The organism is Sphaerisporangium krabiense, assembly GCF_014200435.1.
GTDB classification, from domain to species: domain Bacteria; phylum Actinomycetota; class Actinomycetes; order Streptosporangiales; family Streptosporangiaceae; genus Sphaerisporangium; species Sphaerisporangium krabiense.
In genome coordinates this window covers 4405022-4420017 of sequence record NZ_JACHBR010000001.1, presented here as the reverse complement: position 1 = coordinate 4420017, position 14996 = coordinate 4405022, and the positions used below count along the sequence as shown (strand labels likewise).

14 protein-coding genes are annotated in these 14996 nt (G+C 71.7%); 2 read left to right on the top strand and 12 right to left on the bottom strand.

Annotated features, from left to right (window positions below):
- Positions 1-2 precede the first annotated feature (2 nt).
- From BJ981_RS39770 to BJ981_RS19540, 12 genes are all read right to left on the bottom strand, one after another.
- Positions 3-689 carry a hydrogenase maturation protease gene (locus BJ981_RS39770; protein ID WP_204070667.1) on the bottom strand — a complete coding sequence of 229 codons (687 nt, stop codon included), beginning with the start codon at positions 687-689 and terminating at the stop codon, positions 3-5.
- Positions 686-2017: a hypothetical protein gene (locus tag BJ981_RS19590; RefSeq protein WP_184612761.1), complete on the bottom strand. Its 1332-nt coding sequence runs from the start codon at positions 2015-2017 to the stop codon at positions 686-688. Before BJ981_RS19590 ends, BJ981_RS39770 begins: the two co-directional genes overlap by 4 nt.
- On the bottom strand, positions 2014-2673 hold the full coding sequence (locus tag BJ981_RS19585) for a DUF6084 family protein (RefSeq protein ID WP_184612760.1): 660 nt from the start codon (positions 2671-2673) through the stop codon (positions 2014-2016). Before BJ981_RS19585 ends, BJ981_RS19590 begins: the two co-directional genes overlap by 4 nt.
- Positions 2666-3313 carry a DUF5947 family protein gene (locus tag BJ981_RS19580; RefSeq protein WP_184612759.1) on the bottom strand — a complete coding sequence of 216 codons (648 nt, stop codon included), beginning with the start codon at positions 3311-3313 and terminating at the stop codon, positions 2666-2668. Before BJ981_RS19580 ends, BJ981_RS19585 begins: the two co-directional genes overlap by 8 nt.
- Entirely contained in the window at positions 3310-3882 is a 573-nt protein-coding gene (locus tag BJ981_RS19575) for a NifU-related iron-sulfur-binding protein (protein WP_204070666.1), read from the bottom strand. The genes BJ981_RS19580 and BJ981_RS19575 overlap by 4 nt, the downstream gene beginning before the upstream one ends.
- Positions 3872-5656: a nickel-dependent hydrogenase large subunit gene (locus tag BJ981_RS19570; RefSeq protein ID WP_184612757.1), complete on the bottom strand. Its 1785-nt coding sequence runs from the start codon at positions 5654-5656 to the stop codon at positions 3872-3874. The genes BJ981_RS19575 and BJ981_RS19570 overlap by 11 nt, the downstream gene beginning before the upstream one ends.
- Before the next feature lies 1 nt (position 5657).
- On the bottom strand, positions 5658-6734 hold the full coding sequence (locus tag BJ981_RS19565; protein WP_184612756.1) for an NADH-quinone oxidoreductase subunit B family protein: 1077 nt from the start codon (positions 6732-6734) through the stop codon (positions 5658-5660).
- A gap of 81 nt (positions 6735-6815) precedes the next feature.
- Positions 6816-7553 (bottom strand): D-sedoheptulose-7-phosphate isomerase, encoded by a 738-nt coding sequence (locus BJ981_RS19560; RefSeq protein WP_184612755.1) that lies wholly within the window; start codon positions 7551-7553, stop codon positions 6816-6818.
- Positions 7546-7812, bottom strand: a complete 267-nt coding sequence (locus BJ981_RS19555; RefSeq protein WP_184612754.1) for a HypC/HybG/HupF family hydrogenase formation chaperone — start codon at positions 7810-7812, stop codon at positions 7546-7548. The genes BJ981_RS19560 and BJ981_RS19555 overlap by 8 nt, the downstream gene beginning before the upstream one ends.
- On the bottom strand, positions 7809-8519 hold the full coding sequence (locus BJ981_RS19550) for a D-sedoheptulose-7-phosphate isomerase (protein ID WP_184612753.1): 711 nt from the start codon (positions 8517-8519) through the stop codon (positions 7809-7811). The genes BJ981_RS19555 and BJ981_RS19550 overlap by 4 nt, the downstream gene beginning before the upstream one ends.
- Before the next feature lie 157 nt (positions 8520-8676).
- Positions 8677-9357: a dienelactone hydrolase family protein gene (locus BJ981_RS19545; RefSeq protein ID WP_184612752.1), complete on the bottom strand. Its 681-nt coding sequence runs from the start codon at positions 9355-9357 to the stop codon at positions 8677-8679.
- 30 nt (positions 9358-9387) lie between these two features.
- Positions 9388-11400 (bottom strand): erythromycin esterase family protein, encoded by a 2013-nt coding sequence (locus tag BJ981_RS19540; protein ID WP_184612751.1) that lies wholly within the window; start codon positions 11398-11400, stop codon positions 9388-9390.
- A 680-nt stretch (positions 11401-12080) separates the two neighbouring features.
- Here BJ981_RS19540 and BJ981_RS19535 point away from each other — a divergent pair.
- Together BJ981_RS19535 and BJ981_RS19530 are read left to right on the top strand one after the other, a co-directional pair.
- On the top strand, positions 12081-13469 hold the full coding sequence (locus tag BJ981_RS19535) for a family 2B encapsulin nanocompartment shell protein (RefSeq protein ID WP_184616245.1): 1389 nt from the start codon (positions 12081-12083) through the stop codon (positions 13467-13469).
- A 109-nt stretch (positions 13470-13578) separates the two neighbouring features.
- Positions 13579-14964 carry a family 2B encapsulin nanocompartment shell protein gene (locus tag BJ981_RS19530; protein WP_184616244.1) on the top strand — a complete coding sequence of 462 codons (1386 nt, stop codon included), beginning with the start codon at positions 13579-13581 and terminating at the stop codon, positions 14962-14964.
- Positions 14965-14996: the final 32 nt, after the last annotated feature.

The window sequence follows — 14996 nt, the reverse complement described above, 5'->3', positions numbered from 1 at the left end:
GATCAGTTCACCCCCGTTTCCTGGGACATGCCCGCGCCGGTCACATGCTCCGGATCTTCATGTACCGCTTGATGTCCGGAATCGACTGGTAGACCATGACGCCGGCCGCGACCAGCGCCGAGATCATCACGAGACGCTTCAGCATGGTGGTCCTCCCTCCGCGCGGCGCCGGACGGCGCCGCGGCTCTCCGTTCCGCGATCTTTTCCGCGACCTTCTCCGTGGCCGGTTCCTCGGCCAGGTCCGCGACCAGTTCGAGCACCAGGTCCGCGGCGGGGCCAACCGCCTCGGACACCGGGGGGCTCAGGTCCATGCCGGGCGAGAGGTCGCGCGGCTCGCAGCCGACGACCAGCACCCGCCCGGGCGCGCCGCCGAGGGCGGACGACAGCGCCAGCACGGCGTCGGGGGTCATGTCGTGGGCGTCGGCGAACACCGGCGGGGCCTCGGCCGGCTCGGGCCGCAGCACGTACAGCGTGCCCGGACGCCCGCCGCGCGCGACCGCGTCGACGATGACCGCGCCGTCGTAGGCGCCGCCGGTCAGCTCGTAGGCCAGGTGGACGCCGCGGATGCCGAAGTCGCGCACCACGGCCCCGGCGGGCAGGTCCGCGCCGGCCAGCCGCCGCGCCACCGCGACGCCGAAGCCGTCGTCGCCCAGGAAGACGTTGCCCACCCCGGCCACCAGGACGTTCACGCGCTCCCCTTCCCCGAAGGCTCCGCGAGCGGCTCGACCTCGTCCGGCGCGAAGTACAGGTAGCGGCCGTGCGAGCGGTGCAGGTCGGCCCCGGGGTCCTCCTCCAGCGTCACGGCCAGGTGGGGCGCGCCGTCCACGTCGGACAGGACGGCCTCCACGCGCGCGGTCCTGCCCGCGAGGAACATGTCGTGGGCGTCGGCGCGCCGCCGGCCCGGCGTCAGCCGCACCCGGCTGCCCTTGGCGACCTCGACGCCGGCGACGGTCACGGTGTCGGTGTCCGGCGACACCGCGGCGTCGGCGGCCGGGTCCCACCACGGTGTCGCGGGCTCGTGGCGCATCACGCCGTGCAGGCGTTCCATCATCTCCGGCGGCAGTTCGCCGGCCAGGCGGACGATCTCGGCGGCGCGCGGGTCGGTGGCCGCCGCCTCCCGCTTCTCCTCCTCGGTGAGCGTCCGGGTGCGCAGGTGGAGCAGTTCGTCGATCTCGGTGGCGTCGCACAGGTCGCCGGGACTCTCGGGGGCGACGCGCGGGTGGTCGTACAGGATGATCGGCGAGGACAGCACGGCGTCGCGCCCGCCGGGCCCGGCCACCAGCACCGGCCAGGTGTTCTCGTTGACGCAGCCCCGCGCGGCCGGGCGCGCCCACTCCGGCGGGTCCGACAGCGACAGGAACCGGCCCGCGGTGACGCCGATGAGCAGGTGCGCGGCGACCAGCGAGCGCCGCAGCGCCTGATCGCGCGTGCCGTCGCCCGTCCAGCCGGTGAGGTTGCGCGTGCGGACGCGCAGCTTCACCAGCCCGTGCGGGCCGGCGCCGGCCTCGGCCGTGACGTCCAGCACGGCGTGCAGCGGCCGGTGCTCGCAGACCACCCGGCCGAGCGGCTCCCCCGCGCCGGACAGGACGGCCTCCTCGGACCGGTCCCCCGGCACCCGCACGGTCACCGTGCGCTCCACGCCGAGCAGGGCGGGCATGGCGAGCACGTGCTCCACCTCGCGCTCGGTGGCCTCGTCGAAGGTCAGATGGCTGCGCTCGCCGGTGTCCAGGCGGTCCACGGGCACGAAGCCGCCGCCGTCCGCGCGCTCCACCCGGCGCTCCTTGACGTGCAGGAACCGCAGGCGCAGCCGCACCAGCGCGTTGGCCGCGCCGTCGAGCAGGCATTCGGTCACGCTGGAGGAGGGCTCGGAGGTCGCGGTGTAGGCGGGCGGGACGAGCACCCCGAACTGCCAGCGCACCCGGTTCTTGGCGGCCGAGGCCCGGTACGGGTACAGCAGGTAGCCCTCGTACAGGACGGCGTCGGCGACCTTGCGGGCGTTGTCCATGGCCACGCTCATCGGCGCGCCTCCTTCAGCAGCGCTTCGACCGTCTCGTCCCAGGTGGCGAGGGTGCGGTCGGACTTGAACCGTTGCAGCGCGCGCAGCGTGTCGCGGTGCAGGCGCAGCCAGCCGCTGCCGGGGAAGTAGCGGTCGATCAGCTCCCGCCACACCGCCACGGGCAGCCCTTGCCGCGCCTCGCAGTGCCACGGCACCTGGCGCACGGTGAACCCCTCGCCGGACCTGGCGAACACCGTGCCGCTGAACAACAGCAGCAGGGGCGCCTCCCCGTCGTCGAGCGAGGCGAAGTACTTGCCCGCGGCGACCTCCAGGTCGTAGCTGCACGGGACGGGCAGGTCCACCTCGGTGGAGCCGGTGAACCGCGGCACCATGAGCGAGACGGTGGCGAACTGCAAGGGCCTGAGCGTGTCGCCCCACCGGGAGGGGTGCCCGAAGAGGTCGGCCAGCAGTTCGCTCTCGGCGGGGTCGTGGCGGCGGCGCGCCGGCTCGATCCTGATCTGCACGCGCAGCGCGATCGCGTGCACCGACTCGCCGACGGGCTCGTGGACGCCGAGGCGGAAGCACAGCGTGGGGGACGCCGCGTGCGGGTCGGCGCGCACGCCCAGGCACCGGAACCCGATTTCGGACCCGGCGGGCGTCTCCCGTGTCTCAGGCACGACGGCCCTCCCCGTAGACCCCGGCCTCGGCCTCCGCGCGGGCGCGGATCTCGGCGAAGAAGCCGTCGATGGCCCGCCACGCCTCCGGGCCGCCGTGGAACCCCTTCCAGTGCAGGCGCACGAGCCCGACCAGCTCGTAGCAGGCGTCGATCGGCACCAGGTGGCAGGTGAGGCGCTCGGGGCCCCGGTCGACGAGGTAGGCCTCGACGTCCGGCAGCGGCCGGGGCGCCTCGGGGTTGGCGGCGAGCACGTCGTCCCAGGCGTCCAACGGGAGCAGCGACTCGGCGGCGCCCGCGGGGCTCGGGTAGAAGGCCACGTACCGGCCGAGCACCGAGTGGGGGAAGAAGAACGCGGCGCGTACCGGGATCTGCAGGGCCTCCCAGTCGGCCGCGGTCAGCCGGAACCCCGGAAGGAGCAGGTGGCGCTCGGGCACGCCGCGGTAGCGCGCCCCCGGGCCGCTGCCGGGCATGACCAGCGAGCAGCCCCTGCACGTGCACAGCAGGGCCCTGGTCTGGACGTTCACCACGTGGCCGTGCCGCTCCTCCAGCGGCTCGGCGCACATCTCGCAGCGGGGCGTCTCCGGCGGCGGGGGCTCGCGGAAGCGGCGCAGCCCCGGCGGGCCCGCGGGCCTGGCGGTCACGGCGCGGGCTCCGCGGGCGGCCTGCGCCCGATCTGCAGCAGCGGCCGCGCCTCGGCCGCCTGCTCGACCTCCACGCGCGCCACCTCGGGCGCGGCGGCCAGGACCGCGCGCTCGGCGGCCCCGGCGACCGCGGCCCGCGTGGAGGCGCACCCCTGGCCGGCCATCCGCAGCCGTACGACGTCCTGCCCGCCGCCGCGGTCCACGCCGAGCAGTTCGACGCCGTCCCCGACGCGCCCGCGCACGCCGTCCAGCGCCGCGCGGACGCGCTCGTCGGTGCCGAGCGGGTGCAGGTCGTGCAGGACGAGCAGGCCGGAGACGACCTCGTCGGCGGTGAACCTGCGCAGCACCTCGGCCGCGTCGCACTCCACCACGGCGCCGAGCATCCTTTCCAGCCCGGCGCCGTACAGGCCGACGAGCAGGCGCACCAGCTCCTCGGCCTTGTCCCTGGCACCCGGGTCGGCGAGCGCGGCCAGCTCGTCGATCAGCGCCTCGGCGCGCTCGCCCGCCCGCCGCACGTCGAGCGCGGGCCCGTCCTCACGGCGCGCGGCGCCGCGCGGCTCAGCTCGCACCGAACGCATGGGGACTGTGAATCTTGCGCAGTTCCTTGCCGCCGCCGAGGTACATGTGCACCCCGCAGGGCAGGCAGGGATCGAAGCTGCGGACCGTGCGCATGATGTCGATCCCCTTGAAGTCGCCCGGCGGGTTCTCCTCGAAGATCGGCGTGTTCTGCACGGCGTCCTCGTACGGGCCGGGGACGCCGTTGCTGTCGCGGACGCTGGCGTTCCACGGCGTCGGCGGATACGGGTGGTAGTTGGCGATCCTGCCGTTCCTGATCACCATGTGGTGGGACAGCACGCCGCGCACGGCCTCGGTGAACCCGCAGGAGATGGCCTCGTCCGGCACCTCGAACGGCTCCCACGTCTGACTGTGGCCCCGCCTGACCTCGTCGAGGGCCTGCTCGGTGAAGTACACCGCGCACGCGGCGACGTACGCCTGGAAGTAGGACCTGGCCCGGTTGCGCTCCAGCGTGTTGGACAGCGGCTCGCCGTTCCACTGCGGGATCGACCACTCCAGGGTCTTCTCCGGCAGCGTGGCCGTCTTCGGCAGCGTGATCCGCACGCTGTGGCCGGTGGCCTTCACGACGCCGATGTCCACCTTGCCGTTCAGCGCCGTCGACCACAGCCGGGCGATCGGGCCGCCCCCGGTGTCCAGCGGGAGCATGTTCTCGCCGTCGAACCAGCGCGGCGACATCACCCAGCTGTACTTGTCCTTGAAGTCGCGCTTCTGCGGGCGCGGGATCGTGTGCTGGTTCCACGGGTGCCGCATGTCGACCGGGTTGCCGAGCGGGTCGTGGGTGACGAACGGCTCCTGGTCCTGCCAGTCCTCGTAGTAGGAGCTGCCGAGCAGGATGCGCATGCCGAGGTTGATGTCGACCAGGTCGTTGGTGACGAGCCTGCCGTCGACGATGACGCCCGGGGTGATGAACATCTTGTGGCCCCAGGCGTTCATGTTCTCGTAGGTGAAGTCGCAGTACGCGGGGTCGTTGAGCGCGCCCCAGCAGCCGAGCAGCACGCGGCGCCGTCCGACCTGCTCGTAGCCGGGCAGCGCGTCGTAGAAGAAGTCGAACAGGTCGTCGTGCATCGGCACGACCTTCTTCATGAACTCGACGTAGCGCATGAGCCGGGTCAGGTAGTCGGTGAAGAGCTGCACGGTCGCGACCGTGCCGACGCCGCCGGGGTACAGCGTCGAGGGGTGGACGTGCCGTCCCTCCATCAGGCAGAACATCTCGCGGGACAGGCGGCTCATCACCAGCGCCTCGCGGTAGAACTCGCCCTCCATCGGGTTGAGCGAGCGCATGATGTCGGCGATCGTGCGGTAGCCGTGCTCGGCGGCGTGCGGCGACTCGGTGCGCTCGGCGAGCTCCATGACGCCGGGGTTGGTCTCGCGGACCATCTTCTCGCAGTAGTCGACCCCTACCAGGTTCTCCTGGTAGATGTTGTGGTCGAACATGTACTCGGCGCACTCGCCGAGGTTGATGATCCACTCGGCGAGCGCGGGCGGGCGCACGCCGTAGGCCATGTTCTGCGTATAGACCGAGCACGTCGCGTGGTTGTCGCCGCAGATGCCGCAGATGCGGCTGGTGATGAAGTGGGCGTCGCGGGGGTCCTTGCCCTTCATGAAGATGCTGTAGCCGCGGAAGATCGACGACGTGCTGTGACACTCCGCGACCTTCTTCTGCGCGAAGTCGATCTTGGCGTAGATGCCCAGGCTGCCGACGATGCGCGTGATCGGGTCCCAGGCCATCTCGACCAGGTCGCTCTTCCGCTCCTTCGAGGTGGTCATCTCAGCTCCACGGGGCCTTGTATCCGGTGAGCAGCGCGCGGCCCTTGGCCCGCCACTTCGGCTCCTTGTCGACGGTCTTGAGCGTGATGTCGCGCAGCCTGCGGATGACGCCGCCGTACATGGTGCTGACCGTCGAGGACACGCGGGCGCCCGGCGGCTCGTCCATGAACGGCATGAACTTGTCCGGGAAGCCGGGCATCGTGCAGGCGATGCAGATGCCGCCGACGTTCGGGCAGCCGCCGATCCCGTTCATCCACCCGCGCTTGGGGACGTTGCACTTGACGACGGGCCCCCAGCACCCGATCTTGACCAGGCACAGCGGCGAGCCGTACTCGACGGCGAACTGCCCCTGCTCGTAGTACCCGGCCCGGTCGCAGCCCTCGTGGACGGTCTTGCCGAACAGCCACGTCGGGCGCAGCGCCTCGTCCAGCGGGATCATCGGCGCCTGCCCGTTGAGCTGGTAGAGCAGGTACAGCAGGGTCTCGGACATGTTGTCCGGCTGGATCGGGCAGCCCGGCACGTTGACGATGGGGATGCCCGCCTTGGACCGCCACTCCCAGCCGAGGTAGTCGGCCAGGCCCATCGAGCCGGTCGGGTTGCCCGCCATGGCGTGGATGCCGCCGTACGTCGCGCAGGTGCCCGCCGCGATCACCGCCGTGGCCTCCGGCGCGAGCCGGTCCAGCCACTCGGGCAGGGTGATCGGCTGTCCGGTCTCGGGGTTGTTGCCGAACCCGGACCAGTAGCCCTCCTGCTTGATCGACTCGTTCGGGATGGACCCCTCGACGACCAGCACGAACGGCTCCAGGCCGCCCTCGGCCGCCAGGAAGTACCACTCGATCATGGCGTCGGCGCCCTGCATGGGCCCGCTGCAGTAGTCGATCAGCGGCCAGTGGACCTCCACCTTGGGCAGCCCGGGCAGGGCGCCGAGGACGATGTCCTCGATGGGCGGCTGGAGCGCCGCGGTGAGCGCGACCGAGTCGCCGTCGCAGCTCATCCCGGCGTTGATCCAGAGGATGTGGACGACGGGTTCGTCCCGCTCCCGCGTCGCGTTCCCCGTCTGCTTCGCCGTCGTCGCCATACCGCCTCCCCCTTCTCCCCGTTCTCCCGGCCCTTCGGCCGGCCTCGATCGCCTGCGGTCACCGGAGCCGCGCGGCTCCGCTCATCGCAGGGCGGCCCCCGGCGGCCGCGCCGCGGCCGCGGAGCCGAGGACCTGCTGGGTGATCTCCCAGAGGACGTGGTAGACGGTCGTCTGCGCCTCCTGGATGCGGTGCACCGACGAGGAGGGGACGACGAACAGGTGGTCGAGCACGTCGAGCTCGGCCAGCTCGGCCAGCCGTCCGCCCTGGTAGCCGGCCAGGCCCACGGTCAGCATGTCCCGGCGGCCGGCCTCCTGGAACGCGTGCACGAGGTTGAGCGAGCCGCCGCTCGTCGACAGACCGACGGCCATGTCGCCGGGCCGCGCGAGGGCCGCGATCTGGCGCGCGAAGACGATGTCGAAGCCGACGTCGTTGGACAGGGCGGTCACCACGGCGACGTCCGTGGTGAGCGAGAGCGCGGGCAGCGGCCGGCCGTGGGGCGGGTTCAGGTAGCAGGTGGCCATGTCCTGGGCGTCGGTGCTGCTGCCGCCGTTGCCGAAGGTGAACAGCCTGCCGCCCGCGGCGAACCGCTCGGCCATCTGCTCGGCGCACGCGGCGAGCCGGTCGGCGTACATGTCTCCGACCTGGCGGCGCAGGCGCACGATCTCGTCGGCCTTCACCTCGGTGGACCAGACCGCGTGCCCGTCCGCGCGGCGCGCCTGGTCGCCGTCCCCGGGCGGTTCGTCCCCGCGCGCGGCCGGGCCGCCGTACAGGAACGGGTACAGCCGGCGCACCACCTGCGGGCGCGTCTCCTCAGCCATGTCCGCCCTGCCCGCCCTGCCCGCCATGCCCGTGCCCGCGTGCGCCGCCTCTGGTGATGACGGCGATGGCCTCCTTGGCGTGCACGAGGACGGTGTCGCCGGGCCCGGCGTCGACCAGCGCGACGCTGACCTCCTCCTCGGCGCCCTCGATCTCCACCACGGCGAGGCCCGGCCCCGACGGCCGGACCACCCGGGCGGGCAGCGCCTCGTCCGAGCAGGTCAGGCAGGCGTCCGCGAGGCGGTTCACGCGCTCGTTCATCTCACCGCCTCCACATCGCGGTCACCATCGCCCTCGGACGCGCGCCCGGCGCGTCCCGCCGTGCGCGCGGAGGTCTCGGGTTCACCGGTCTCGGACCCGGCGGACCCGGGCGGGACGGTCTGGGCGAAGAAGACATGGACCAGCTCCCACAGCACGTGGTAGGTCGTGACGTGGATTTCCTTCACCACCGCCGGGTCGCAGGACCTGGCGATGAGCGCCTGGTCGACGGCGGGGCTCCGCGCCACCGCGCCGCCGTCGCCGCCGAGCAGCGCCATCGTGTACAGGCCGAGCTCGCGGGCCGTCTCCAGCCCGCGCAGGACATTGGCGCACGCGCCGTCGGGCGAGATCCCGAGCGCGATGTCCGCCGGGTCGGCCCAGTGGCGTATCTGGTGGGCGAACACCTCGGCGAACCCCTCGCGGGCGGTCACGCCGGTGACCGTGGCGGCGTCGTTGCCGAGGGCCATGGCCGGAAGCGCGCGCTTGCCCACGATCACCGGGTGCATGAACTCCACCGCGACGTGCGAGGCGTCCGTGCCCGCGCCCCCGTTGCCGAAGACGATCAGCTTTCCGCCCCGGTGGAACCGCGCCGCCATGTCACGGCACGCTCGCGCGATGCGCTCGGCGTCCTCCGCCAACCGGCGTCCCGCGGCGTCCCGCCGGGCGAAGGCCTCGCCGACGGCCAGGCGCGTGCTCGATGTCACAGGCATGTGTACGCTCCGTTATGTACCGTAGTCGTCAGGCTACGGTGCGTACGCAGCGGACCGACACCCTAAGCGGGACAACATGGAGTAAAGGGTTGATCGCCACACCTAGGCGGTCTCACCCCGGTACGCCCAGGGTGTCCGATCAACGATCTTCCGGTGGTCACTCCCAGGGGTGCGGCTGGGGACGCGGCACGCTCCGCAGATGCCGGACGAACCAGTCGCGGGCCAGGCGTGCCACCTGTTCCAGGGCCCCGGGCTCCTCGAACAGGTGCGTGGCGCCCGCCACGACGGCGAAGGAGGTCTCCCCGGGGATCAGCTCACGCGCCTCGCGGTTCAGCTCGATCACCACCGGGTCCAGCTCGCCGACGATCAGCAGGGTCGGCTGGGTCACCCCGCGCAGGTGGTCGCCCGCGAGGTCCGGGCGCCCGCCGCGCGACACCACGGCCTGCACCGTGGCGGGCCGCTCCGCCGCCGCCACCAGCGCCGCCGCCGCGCCGGTGCTGGCGCCGAAGAGGCCGGCGCCGAGCGTGGCGGTCGGCCCGTGCCCGCGCACCCAGTCCGTCACGGCGATCACCCGCTCCGCGAGCAGCCCGATGTCGAACCGCAGCCCCGCCGTGACCGCGTCGACCCGCTCCTCCTCGAGGGTCAGCAGGTCCACCAGGACGGTCGCCAGGTTGGCGACCTGGAGGTCGGCGGCCACGCGGCGGTTGCGGGGGCTGTGCCGGCCGCTGCCGCTGCCGTGCGCGAACACCACGACCCCGTGGGCGAAGGCCGGCACGACGACGTCCGCCCCGAGGGCGACCCCGGCGGCGGGGATCTGGATGCTTTCGGTGACGGCCATCGGGTCCTCCTCGTCCCGGGCGCGGCCCGGTCAGGCCCGCGCCGGATAGGTCTCGGGAAGCTCGCCCTCGCTCCAGTGCGCCCTGCCGTCCAGGGGCTCCACGGCCCGGGTCTCGTCCATGTGGATGACGGCGTCGAACTGGTCGCGCAGGCGGGCGCGGAAGTAGTGGCTGCGCCGTTCCGAGCGCGGGCGGTAGACCGCGCCGACCATGCGCTCCAGGCGCGCCGAGCCCAGCACGTCCCCGGTGCGCGGCGCGACGCGGAACGCGGTGAGGAACTCCTTCTCCCCCGCCTCGTGGAAGAGCTCCTCGACGCTGTCGGGCAGGGCGGGCCGCAGCCACCTGCGCTCGGCGGGGCCCTCCCAGCGTCCGGTCGCGGTGACCGTCCCCGTGTAGGTGGTGAGGCCGATCAGGCGGCAGTCCTCGCCGTGCCGCTCACGCACCAGGCCGCCGACGTTGATCTCGCCGCGGCAGGCCGCCTCGGTGGCGCGCGCGTCGCCGACGTGCGCGTTGTGCATCCACACGACGATCTTCGCCGGGCTGCCCCTGCGCCGGGACAGGTTCTCCAGGATCGCGTCCAGGGTGTCGGCCATGTGACGGTCGCGCAGGTTCCACGCCGCGATGCGGCCCGAGAACATCGAGCGGTAGTACTCCCGCGCCGACTCCAGCGCGCGCCTGCTCAGGTCGGGGTAGAACAGCTCGTCCTCGGCGAGCAGCCCCTGCCGCCGCTCGGACTCCGGCACCCGCCTGCGCAGGTCCACCAGGTGGCCGATCACCTCGCTCTCGCAGGCGTCCCCGGCCCCGCAGGCCGCCGTGAACCCGTACGCCTGGGCCTCGCCGCTGCCCAGGTGGTCGAAGCAGCCGTAGCGCTCCCGCGCGCGGGCCGCCGCCGACGGGTCGATCCGGTCCAGGTGGGCGACCACCTCGCGCATCGCCTTGTGGATGCCGTACAGGTCCAGCCCGTAGAACCTGGCCTTGTCCCCGCGCTCCTCGGCCTCCCTGTCGTTGTGGTCGCGCAGCCACTGGACGAAGTCGTGCACCACCACGTTGCGCCACATCCAGACCGGGAAGCGCTGGAAGCCGCGCAGCGCCTCCTCGGCGGTGGCGTCGTTGCCGTGCCCCTGGACGTACCGGTTGACCCGGTAGGCGTCCGGCCAGTCCGCCTGGATCGCGATGGCGCAGAAGCCCTTGTCCTCGATGAGCCTGCGGGTCATGGCCGCGCGGGCCGCGTAGAACTCGTGGGTGCCGTGGGAGGCGCCCCCGATGAGCACCAGGCGGGCGTCCCCCACCAGGTCGGCGAGCGCGTCCGCGTGCGGGACCCCGTCCTGGGTCGGGAGCGCCTCCGCGCGGACCGCCGTGATCTCCCCCGGCAGCGGCGTCGAGGCCCTGGCGGGCAGCGACTCGGCGGCGGCGCGCAGCAGGTCGCGCACGTCCTCCACGGTGACCTCGGCGAAGTCCCAGTAGGACTGGTCGACGGCGAAGAACGGCGAGGGGGTGGTGGCGTAGACGACCTCGTCCGCCTCGGCGGCCAGTTCCTCGCAGGTGGCCTCCGCGACGGCGGGGACGGCGACCACGACGCGCACGGGACGCCGCCGGCGCAGCGCCTTGATGGCGGCGCGCAGGCCGGCCCCGGTGGTCGTCCCGTCGTCGACGAGGATCACCACCCGGCCCTCGATCGCCGGGGCCGGGCGGTCCTGCCGGAAGTGCCGCTCCCACCGGGGGATCTCGCGGCCCTCCCAGTCGGCGACGTGCTCGACCACCTCGGCGGGGATGGCCAGGCCCCGGATGACGTCGTCGTTGAGCGCGAGCACGCCGTCGCCCGCGACCGCGCCCATCGCCAGGTCCTCCTGGCCGGGCACGCCGAGCTTGCGCGCGAGGAAGACGTCGAGCGGGGCCCCGAGGGTTCTGGCCACCTCGTAGGCGATGGGGACGCCCCCGCGCGGCAGGGCGAGGACGAGGAGCGCCGGCTCGCCCCGGTAGCGGTCGAGCAGTCCCGCCAGCGCGCGGCCCGCGTCCCTGCGGTCGCGGAACAGGTGGTCGGACATGGGTGGCCCCCAACGTGCTCTGATGCGGGCCGCCCTGCGCACCTGCGCCGCGGATGTGTGCACCGCCGGCGCCTCCCGGGCGGACCTGGGCCGTCCTTCCCGAGCCTACGCTTCCCGGGCGGCGGGCGCCTCTTCGCCGTGCCCCGGGGCCGTCACGGGCGTTCCCCGACAGCGGGAGAAGCGGCATTTGACCATACAACAGTGAAATGCAGGGGAGTGTTCAGAAATAACTGACTCACCCGGCTTTACCGGGCAATCCGAATATCGGGGGCCGCAGCCCGGCGGGCGGCGGACACGGAATTGACACGCGAAAGATCGGCACCGCATAATTACAGCGGTCCGGCGCCATACGCAGCATCGAAAGACCGCCCGTCACCCCCCTCTCGATAAAGTCACTCCCCCGAGCACGACGAACAGCCGGAAGTATCGTCCGGCAATTGGCGTACGTCTTTCTCGATCGACCTCTGTAAGGCGGCGACCGGCGACACGGAATCGCACCCGTCCGTCGTCCGGCCACCGGGGCGTCCGCCGGTCACACGCCGGCGGAAATCGGCGATATGGCGCCGACGGCATCAACTCACTGCGCACGGCCTTCGCGGCCGAGTAAATCCGATGGATCCCTTGTCCCCCGTTCATTGCTTCAGGGATTGGTGGTGTGGGTTGTGACCGAGACAACCGATATGACGCCGGGCGAGAACCAGGCCCAGCAGGCACTGGCCACCGCGGCCGCCCGCAACCTGGCCACGACGACCAAATCGCAGCCCCAGATGCAGAACATCTCCTCGCGCTGGCTGCTGCGCATGCTCCCCTGGATCCACACCAGCGGCGGCACCTACCGCGTCAACCGCCGCCTGTCCTACGCCCTGGGCGACGGCCGCCTCAGCTTCACCAGCCAAGGCACCGACATCCACGTCATCCCCCAAGAACTCCGCGAACTCCCCCTCCTCCGCCACTTCGACGACGACGACACCCTCCACGCCCTCGCCCAACGCTTCACCCAAAACCACCACCAAACCGGCGAAGCCATCACCCAAACCGGCCAACCCGCCGACCGCCTCATCCTCATCGCCCACGGCAAAGTCAACAAGATCGGCACCGGCCCCTACGGCGACAACACCATCCTGGCCACCCTCGCCGACGGCGACCACTACGGCGACCACACCCTCACCACCACCGGCGACGCCACCTGGGAACACACCATCCAAGCCGTCACCCCCACCACCACCCTCACCCTCACCCGCCAAGACTTCCAACAACTCCTCGCCATCAACCCCACCCTCGCCACCCACCTCCAAAACCACCAGAACACCCCCCGCCACCCCCAGAACAAACACGGCGAAGCCGCCATCACCATCACCTCAGGCCACACCGGAGAACCCCACCTCCCCGGCACCTTCGTCGACTACGAAACCACCCCCCGCGAATACGAACTCTCCGTCGCCCAAACCATCCTGCGCATCCACACCCGCATCGCCGACCTCTACAACCACCCCATGAACCAAACCCACCAACAACTCCGCCTCACCATCGAAGCCCTCCGCGAACGCCAAGAACACGAACTCATCAACAACACCGACTTCGGCCTCCTCCACAACGCCGACCTCAAACAACGCATCCACACCCGCACCGGCCCCCCAACCCCCGACGACCTCGACGACCTGCTGGCGACCGTGTGGAAGGAGCCGGCGTTCTTCCTGGCGCACCCGCTCACCATCGCCGCGTTCGGCCGCGAGGCCAGCCGCCGCGGCGTCTACCCGCAGAGCACCGACCTGCACGGCCACGCCATCCCCTCCTGGCGCGGCGTCCCGCTGCTCCCCTGCAACAAGATCCCCGTCACCGACAGCCGCACCAGCAGCATCCTGCTGATGCGCACCGGCGAGCAGGACCAGGGCGTCATCGGCCTGTGGCAGACCGGCATCCCCGACGAGTACGAGCCCGGCCTGTCGGTCCGCTTCATGAACGTCAACGACCAGGCCATCATCAGCTACCTGGTCTCCACCTACTACTCGGCCGCCGTCCTGGTCCCCGACGCCCTCGGCATCCTGGAGAACGTCGAGATCGGCCACTGAGCCACGACCGCCGACGCCGCCCGCGGGCCCGCACCGGGCCCGCGCCACGGCGTCCTTCCCTTGTCCTTTCCACGGATTGGTGGTGTGGGTTGTGACCGAGACAACCGATATGACGCCGGGCGAGAACCAGGCCCAGCAGGCACTGGCCACCGCGGCCGCCCGCAACCTGGCCACGACGACCAAATCGCAGCCCCAGATGCAGAACATCTCCTCGCGCTGGCTGCTGCGCATGCTCCCCTGGATCCACACCAGCGGCGGCACCTACCGCGTCAACCGCCGCCTGTCCTACGCCCTGGGCGACGGCCGCCTCAGCTTCACCAGCCAAGGCACCGACATCCACGTCATCCCCCAAGAACTCCGCGAACTCCCCCTCCTCCGCCACTTCGACGACGACGACACCCTCCACGCCCTCGCCCAACGCTTCACCCAAAACCACCACCAAACCGGCGAAGCCATCACCCAAACCGGCCAACCCGCCGACCGCCTCATCCTCATCGCCCACGGCAAAGTCAACAAGATCGGCACCGGCCCCTACGGCGACAACACCATCCTGGCCACCCTCGCCGACGGCGACCACTACGGCGACCACACCCTCACCACCACCGGCGACGCCACCTGGGAACACACCATCCAAGCCGTCACCCCCACCACCACCCTCACCCTCACCCGCCAAGACTTCCAACAACTCCTCGCCATCAACCTCACCCTCGCCACCCACCTCCAAAACCACCAGAACACCCCCCGCCACCCCCAGAACAAACACGGCGAAGCCGCCATCACCATCACCTCAGGCCACACCGGAGAACCCCACCTCCCCGGCACCTTCGTCGACTACGAAACCACCCCCCGCGAATACGAACTCTCCGTCGCCCAAACCATCCTGCGCATCCACACCCGCATCGCCGACCTCTACAACCACCCCATGAACCAAACCCACCAACAACTCCGCCTCACCATCGAAGCCCTCCGCGAACGCCAAGAACACGAACTCATCAACAACACCGACTTCGGCCTCCTCCAAAACGCCGACCTCAAACAACGCATCCACACCCGCACCGGCCCCCCAACCCCCGACGACCTCGACGAGCTCCTCTGCCGGCGCAGGCGGTCGCACCTGTTCCTGGCCCATCCGCTGACGATCGCCGCGTTCGGGCGCGAGTGCAGCCGCCGCGGCGTCTACCCCCAGACCACCGAGGTCGACGGCCGGACGGTGGCGTCCTGGCGCGGCGTCCCGCTGCTGCCCTGCGACAAGATCCCGATCAGCGAGAGCCGCACGTCGTCGATCCTGGTCATGCGCACGGGGCAGGAGGACGAGGGCGTGATCGGCCTGTGGTACACGGGCCTGCCGGAGGAGTACGAGCCCGGGCTGTCGGTCCGGTTCATGGGCGTCAACGAGCAGGCGGTCGTCTCCTACCTGGTCTCCACGTACTACTCCGCGGCGGTCCTGGTCCCCGACGCCCTCGGCATCCTGGAGAACGTCGAGATCGGCCACTGACCGGCCCGGCCGTCAGGAGAACGGGACGCGCC